The sequence below is a fragment of the Saccharothrix luteola genome (assembly GCF_020859565.1).
In the GTDB taxonomy this organism is placed as follows: Bacteria; Actinomycetota; Actinomycetes; order Mycobacteriales; family Pseudonocardiaceae; genus Actinosynnema; species Actinosynnema luteola.
The window spans coordinates 92,554-98,966 of sequence record NZ_JAJHUO010000038.1 but is presented as its reverse complement, the minus strand read 5'-3'; the positions used below and the strand labels follow the sequence as shown (position 1 = coordinate 98,966).

Below are 6,413 nucleotides of genomic sequence, written 5' to 3'. Positions count from 1 at the left end.
GAACATGGCCGCACCGCCCCGCCCGAACATCACCTACCCGTCGAGGTAGGCGCGTCCGGCACCGCCGCGTGACGTGAACCGCGGAGCCGCCCCCCCGGCCCCCCCCCGGGGGGGGGGGCGCCCCGGGGGGGGCGGCCGCGGGCCCCCCCCCCCCCCCCCCCCGCGGCGCCGCGGGCGCGGGGGGGGGGGGCGGGCCCCCCCCCCCCCCCCCCCCCACGGGCTCAGAAGTCGAACTGGTCGATGTTCCCCTGGTCGAACACGGTGGGCGGGCCGAGCACGATGACGCCGTCCGCGCCGATGGTGTACTCGCCGAGCTTGCCCGCCTTGAACTTCTGCCCCTCCGCGCCGGTGATCTGGCCGGACGCGAGCGCGGCGCCGGCGTACGCGGCGAGGTAGCCGAGGTCGGCGGGGTTCCACAGGGCGAACGCCTTGACCGTGCCGTCCTTGACGAACTCGCGCATCTGGTTCGGCGTGCCGAGTCCGGTCAGCGCCACCTTGCCCTTGTACTCCGAGCCCGACAGGTAGCGCGCCGCCGCCGCGACACCGACCGTGGTGGGCGAGACGATGCCCTTCAAATCGGGGTAGGAGCGCAGCAGGCCCTGGGTCTCCTGGAACGACTTCTGGTCCTCGTCGTTGCCGTAGGCGACCGTGACGAGCTCGATCTTGGCGAACTCGGGCTTCTTCAGCTCCTCGCGCATCAGCTCGATCCACGCGTTCTGGTTGGTCGCGTTCGGCGTCGCCGACAGGATCGCGATCCTGCCCTCGCCGCCGATCTGCTCGGCGATCAGCTCGACCTGGTTGTGCGCGATGCCCTCGGCGGTCGCCTGGTTGACGAACACGTCCCGGCACTCGGGCTTGGTGTCCGAGTCGAAGGTGACGACCTTGGCGCCCGCCTGCCGCGCGCTGTTGAGCGCGCCGCAGATGGCGTTCGGGTCGTTGGCGGAGGTCACGATGACGTCCGTCTGCTGCTGCGACAGCGTGTTGATGTAGCTGACCTGGGACGAGGCGCTGGCCTCCGAGGGGCCGACCTCCTTGTACGCGCCCTTGAACTCCTCGGTGGCGCTCTTGCCGCCGCCGTCGGCGACGGTGAAGTACGGGTTGTTGATCTGCTTGGGCAGGAAGGCCACGTCGAGCCCCTCGGCCAGCGGCGCGTCGGGGTCGGCCTGGCCGGTGGCCCGGTTGCCCGTGGGGTTGGCGTTGTCCTCGGACCCGCGGGTGGTGCCACCGCACGCGGCGCCGACCAGCACGACCGCCACGGTGGTGGCGATCAGGCCGAGGCGCAGGGTGCGCTTGGGCTGGGTGGACATGGTTCTCCCTCTCTCGGCGGTGACTTCGTTGTCGCGAGTGGTCTGCGGGGTCATGGGGTGCGGCTCCGCCGTCGCCATCGGGCACGGGCCATGGTCGCCACGTTGGGCACCACGACCGAGGCGATCAGCAGTCCGCCGGTGACGACGTTCAATGTGTCCGCGGCGACGTCGGCGAGCTGGAGGGCGTTGCGGACCGCGCCGAGCAGCAGCACACCCAGCAGCACGCCGAGCAACGTGCCGCGACCGCCGAAGATCGAGACACCGCCGAGCAGGACGGCGGCGACCACGGCCAGCTCCAGGCCCGCGGCGTTGTCGGCCCGTGCGCTGGCGAACCGCAGCGTCCAGTACACCCCGGCGAGGCCCGCCACCGCGCCGGAGGCGACGAACAGCCAGAACTTGGCGCGGGCGACGCGGATGCCGGCGAACGTGGCCGCCTCGGCGTTGTTGCCCATCGCGTAGAGGGACCGGCCGAACGGTGTCGCGTGCAGCACCACGCCGAACACGACCGCGAGCACGATCGTGATCACCGCGGCCCACGGCACGGCGCCGTCCGCGACGGTGCTGCTCGCGGCGTCCGTCCAGCGGAACGGGAAGTCGGCCACGGCCTGGTCGCCGAGCACCACGAACGCCAGGCCCCGGTACGCGGCCAGCGTGCCGATGGTCACCGCGAGCGAGGGCAGCGCGAACTTGGTCACGAACACCGCGTTCACCGCGCCCAGCACCGCGCCGAGGCCGATCACCAGCACCACCACGAGCTCCAGCGGCAGGCCCGCCACCCACAAGTGGCCCATCACCGCGCTGCACAGCCCGAGCGTGCTGGCCACCGACAGGTCGATCTCGCCGGTGATGACGATCAGCGTCAACGGCAGCGCGATCAACGCGATCGCGATCACGTCCAGCAGGAGGAACTGGAGGTTCCGCCCGCTCGCGAACCCCTCGACCAGCACCCCGGCGACCACCACGACCGCGGCGAGCACCACGAGGAGCGCGGTGTCCCACCGGACCAACGCCGAACGCAGCACGCCCGCGGCCGGTTCGGCCGACGACCCCGCAACGTCGTCCACCGTGTCACGCGCCATGCGACGACCTCCCTCGCAAGCGGTTCGCCGTCCGGACGGCCAGCAGCCGGTCCAGTCCGATCGCGGCGAGGATCAGGCCGCCGACCACGGCCTGCTGCCAGAACGGGTTGATCCGCAGCACCGCGAGGGAACTGCCGATCGTGGTCAGCAGCAGCGCGCCGAGCGCGGCGCCGTAGACGCTGCCGCTGCCGCCGAAGATCGCCACGCCGCCCACCACGGCCGCGGCGACGACCTGGAGCTCGATGCCCGTGCCGACGGTGGCGTCCACGGTGCCGAACCGCGCCGCGTACAGCACACCGGCGAGACCGGCGAGCGCGCCGCAGAGGACGAAGGAGGTGAAGACCCTGCGCCCGACCGGGATGCCGGACAGCCGTGCGGCCGCGGGTTCCGAGCCGATCGCGTACAGCTCGCGCCCGCTGCGGTAGGACCGCAGGTAGAAGCCGACGACCAGCATCACGACGACGGCGATGACCGCGAGCACGGGGACGCCGAGCACCGTCCACGTGCCGAGGCCGAGGAACGAGCGCGGCATGTCGGAGGCGTTGATCTGCCTGCCCTGGGCCCACGAGTGGTCGATGCCGCGGAACGCGTAGAGCGTGCCGAGCGTGATCACCAGCGCGGGCACCCGCGCCGCGGCCACCAGCACGCCGTTGACCACGCCGCACACCGCGCCCAGCCCGATGCCGACTCCGACCGCGACCACGATCGGCGTGCCCGGCGCCGAGCTGAGCAGCTTGCCGGTCGCGAACGCGACCAGGCCGAGCACCGCGCCGACCGACAGGTCGATGTTGCGGGAGATGATCACCACGGTCTGCCCGACCGCGAGGACCACCAGGATCGCCGCGCCCAGCGCCAGGTCGCGCAGGCTCTGCGGCGACAGGAACGCGGGGTTGTCCACCGCGGTCACGAGCACGAGCAGCGCGAGCGCCACGACGATGCCGAACTCCCGCGCCAGCCAGAGCTTGCGGACGAACCGGGTCCTGCCCTCGTCCGCCTTCGCCGGTGGCGCGGGGGCCGTCGGCCGGGCGCTCACGCGGCAGCCCCCTTCCGGCCCGTGGCCGCGAACATGACCGATTCCTCCGTCGCCTCGGCGCGGCCCAGCTCGGCGGCGATCCGCCCCTCGTGCATGACGAGCACGCGGTCGGCCATCCCCAGCACCTCGGGCAGCTCGGACGACACCATGACCACCGCGACGCCGTCGGCCGCCAGCCGCGAGAGCAGCCGGTGGACCTCGGCCTTCGTGCCGATGTCGATGCCGCGCGTCGGCTCGTCGACGATCAGCACCTTCGGGCCGGTCGCCAGCCACTTGGCCAGCACGACCTTCTGCTGGTTGCCGCCGGACAGGGTGCCGACGGCGTCCGCCAGCCGCCCGTACTTCACCTGCAACCGCTTCGTCCACTCGCGCGCCGAACGGCGTTCGCGCCCGCCGCCGAGCAGGCCGAAGCGGGCCAGCGGCTTCAGGCGGGTGAGCGTCGCGTTGCGCTCGATCGACATCTCCATGACCAGCCCCTGCTGGCGGCGGTCCTCCGGCACCACCGCGATCCCGGCGGCCACGGCGGCGGCCGGCGTTCCGACGGGCAGCCGCTCGCCCGCCACCCGGACCTCGCCCGCGTCGTAGCGGTCGATCCCGAACACCGCGCGCACCACCTCGCTGCGACCGGCGCCGACCAGCCCGGCGAGGGCGACGATCTCGCCCGCCCGCACCGAGAACCCGATGTCGGAGAACACGCCCCGCCTGCTCAACCCGTCGACTTCCAGCACGACGTCACCGGGATCGACGTCCTCCTTGGGGAACAGCGTCGAAACGTCGCGACCGACCATCCGCCGCACGACCTGGTCGACGGTCAGGTCGGCTACCGGGTCGGTGGACACCCACGTGCCGTCGCGCATCACGGTGAGCCGTTGGCACAGCGAGAACACCTCGTCGAAGCGGTGCGAGATGAACAGGACCGCCGCGCCCTCCGCGCAGAGGGCACGCGCCACCGCGAACAACCGCTCCACCTCGACGCCGGACAGCGCGGCGGTCGGCTCGTCCATCACGAGCACGCGCGCGTGCAGGGACAGCGCCTTGGCGATCTCGACCAGCTGCTGGTCGGCGATCGACAGGCCGCGCGCGGGGCGGTCCGGGTCGAGGCGGACGCCGAGCCGGTCGAACAGCCGCACCGCCTCGGCCCTCATCGCCGCCCGGTCGATGCGCCCGAACCGGCCCAGCGGCTGGCGGCCCATGAAGATGTTCTCCGCGACCGAGAGGTCCGGGAACAGCGTCGGCTCCTGGTAGATCACCGCGATGCCGGCCGCCTGCGCGGCGGCGGGCCCCGCCAGCCCCCGCTCCTCGCCCTCCAGCACGATCGCGCCCGCGTCGGGCTCGTGCACGCCGGCGAGCATCTTCACGATGGTCGACTTGCCCGCGCCGTTCTCCCCGACCAGCGCGTGCGCCTCACCGCCGTGCAGCGGGAACGACACGTCGCGGACGGCCGCCACAGCGCCGAACGACTTGGAGACACCCCGCACCTCCAGCAGCGGAGTCGCGTGTTCTCGACCCATCCGGCGCCTCCTTCACTGAAATGTTTCAATGCGGTGCTGATGCGGGAGGCTAGGGGCAGTTCAGAGGAATCGTCAATGGCGGGCCGACAACTCCGCGGAGATGAGTTGTTCATCGTTGCGGCATCGTGCTCAAACGGGCAGCGGTGACGATGGTACGTTTCAATAAGATGCGCGCAATTTCCGCGCGCGACCGCGCGTCACTTCTAATCTGGAAACGCTCCCGGACGCCACTCCCGCGGACCGGGAAGACATCCGGACGGCACTCGGCGGTCCCGTCACCCGATCAGGCGACGCCGTCCAGTCGACGCATGCTGGTGGACTCGCGCACCACCAGTTCGGGCTCGAACACCCGCTGCTGGTGCACGTGCCCCTTCGGGTGCCGCGCCTCGGCCAGCAGCATCTCCGCCGCCGTGCGGCCGAGGAGCTGGCGCGGCTGGGCGACCGACGTCAGCGGCACCGCCGCCGCGGCCGCGAACTCGATGTCGTCGTAGCCGACGATCGCCAGGTCCTGCGGCACGCGCAGGCCGAGCCGGACCGCCTGCTGGAGCAGGCCGAGCGCGAGCATGTCGTTGGCGCAGAACGCGGCGGTCGGACGCCGGGACGCGGGCAGGCCGGCCAGCCGTTCACCCGCCCGCCTGCCCTCGGCGACGTCGAGGCGCGCCGTCTCCAGCACGGTGAGCGGCTCGGCGCCGGCGCGGGCGAGGGCCCGTTCGGCGCCCGTCAGGCGGTCGGCCACCTGGCCGATCGAGCGCGGACCGCCGACGAAGGCGATCCGGCGGTGCCCGGCGTCGAGCAGGTGGGACGCGGCGAGGTCGCCGCCGAGCACGTCGTCCACCGACACCGAGCAGCGGTCCGGTCCCGCGCCGCGGTCGACGACCACGACCGGCGTCCCCCGGCGGGCCAGCGCGGCCAGGCGCGGGTCCTCCGCGTCGACCGGCGTGATGAGGATGCCCTCCACCCGCTGCTGCTCGAGCAGGTCGAGGTACCTGGCCTGGCGGGTCGGGTCCTCACCGCCGTCGCACAGGAACATCGCGAGACCGGCGCCTTCCGCCACCTGCTGCGCGCCGGCGGCCACGTCGGTGAAGAAGGGGTTGCGGGTGTCGAGCACGACGTAGGCGAGGGTGCGGCTCGTGCCGCCGCGCAGTTGGCGCGCCGACTCGTTGCGCACGAAGCCCAGCTCGGCGATCGCGTCCTGCACCCGCTTGCGAGTGCTCTCGGCGACCAGCTCCGGGTGGTTGAGCACGTTCGACACCGTGCCAACGGCCACGCCCGCGTGCGCGGCGACATCCTTCATGCTCGGCGCGGACACCGCCCCACCCTCCTTCGTGAGCGACGCGAGTCGGAGCTGAAACGTCCCCCGAACCTGCGTTCCGGCGAAGCCTAGCAGGGTGACAACGGTGTGCCGGTCGACCGATTTCACCCTCGTCAGGGCCGTTGTGAAACGTTCCAAGGTCGGCTACCGTCGGCGCCACACCGGTTGACC

General features: G+C 72.6%; 5 protein-coding genes. All 5 read right to left on the bottom strand.

Features of this window, described 5'->3' with window-relative positions:
* Positions 1-221: 221 nt before the first annotated feature.
* The 5 genes from rhaS to LNK82_RS39990 all read right to left on the bottom strand — a co-directional run bounded on the left by rhaS (position 222) and on the right by LNK82_RS39990 (position 6,224).
* Positions 222-1,307 (bottom strand): rhamnose ABC transporter substrate-binding protein, encoded by a 1,086-nt coding sequence (gene rhaS / locus LNK82_RS40010; RefSeq protein ID WP_230572076.1) that lies wholly within the window; start codon positions 1,305-1,307, stop codon positions 222-224.
* Between the two features lie 50 nt (positions 1,308-1,357).
* The gene (locus tag LNK82_RS40005) at positions 1,358-2,386 is read right to left on the bottom strand and encodes an ABC transporter permease (protein ID WP_230572075.1); all 1,029 of its coding nucleotides are present in this window, start codon (positions 2,384-2,386) and stop codon (positions 1,358-1,360) included.
* Entirely contained in the window at positions 2,376-3,419 is a 1,044-nt protein-coding gene (locus LNK82_RS40000; RefSeq protein ID WP_372470777.1) for an ABC transporter permease, read from the bottom strand. The genes LNK82_RS40005 and LNK82_RS40000 overlap by 11 nt, the downstream gene beginning before the upstream one ends.
* Positions 3,416-4,930: a sugar ABC transporter ATP-binding protein gene (locus LNK82_RS39995; RefSeq protein WP_230572074.1), complete on the bottom strand. Its 1,515-nt coding sequence runs from the start codon at positions 4,928-4,930 to the stop codon at positions 3,416-3,418. The genes LNK82_RS40000 and LNK82_RS39995 overlap by 4 nt, the downstream gene beginning before the upstream one ends.
* A 283-nt stretch (positions 4,931-5,213) precedes the next feature.
* A complete protein-coding gene (locus tag LNK82_RS39990; RefSeq protein WP_230572078.1) occupies positions 5,214-6,224 on the bottom strand; it encodes a LacI family DNA-binding transcriptional regulator in 1,011 nt (336 codons plus the stop codon).
* Between the last annotated feature and the right edge of the window lie 189 nt (positions 6,225-6,413).

Coding starts and splice junctions, on each gene's coding strand:
- rhaS (WP_230572076.1), bottom strand. CDS start 1,307: ATGTCCACCCAGCCCAAGCGCACCCTGCGCCTCGGCCTGATCGCCACC.
- LNK82_RS40005 (WP_230572075.1), bottom strand. CDS start 2,386: ATGGCGCGTGACACGGTGGACGACGTTGCGGGGTCGTCGGCCGAACCG.
- LNK82_RS39995 (WP_230572074.1), bottom strand. CDS start 4,930: ATGGGTCGAGAACACGCGACTCCGCTGCTGGAGGTGCGGGGTGTCTCC.
- LNK82_RS39990 (WP_230572078.1), bottom strand. CDS start 6,224: ATGAAGGATGTCGCCGCGCACGCGGGCGTGGCCGTTGGCACGGTGTCG.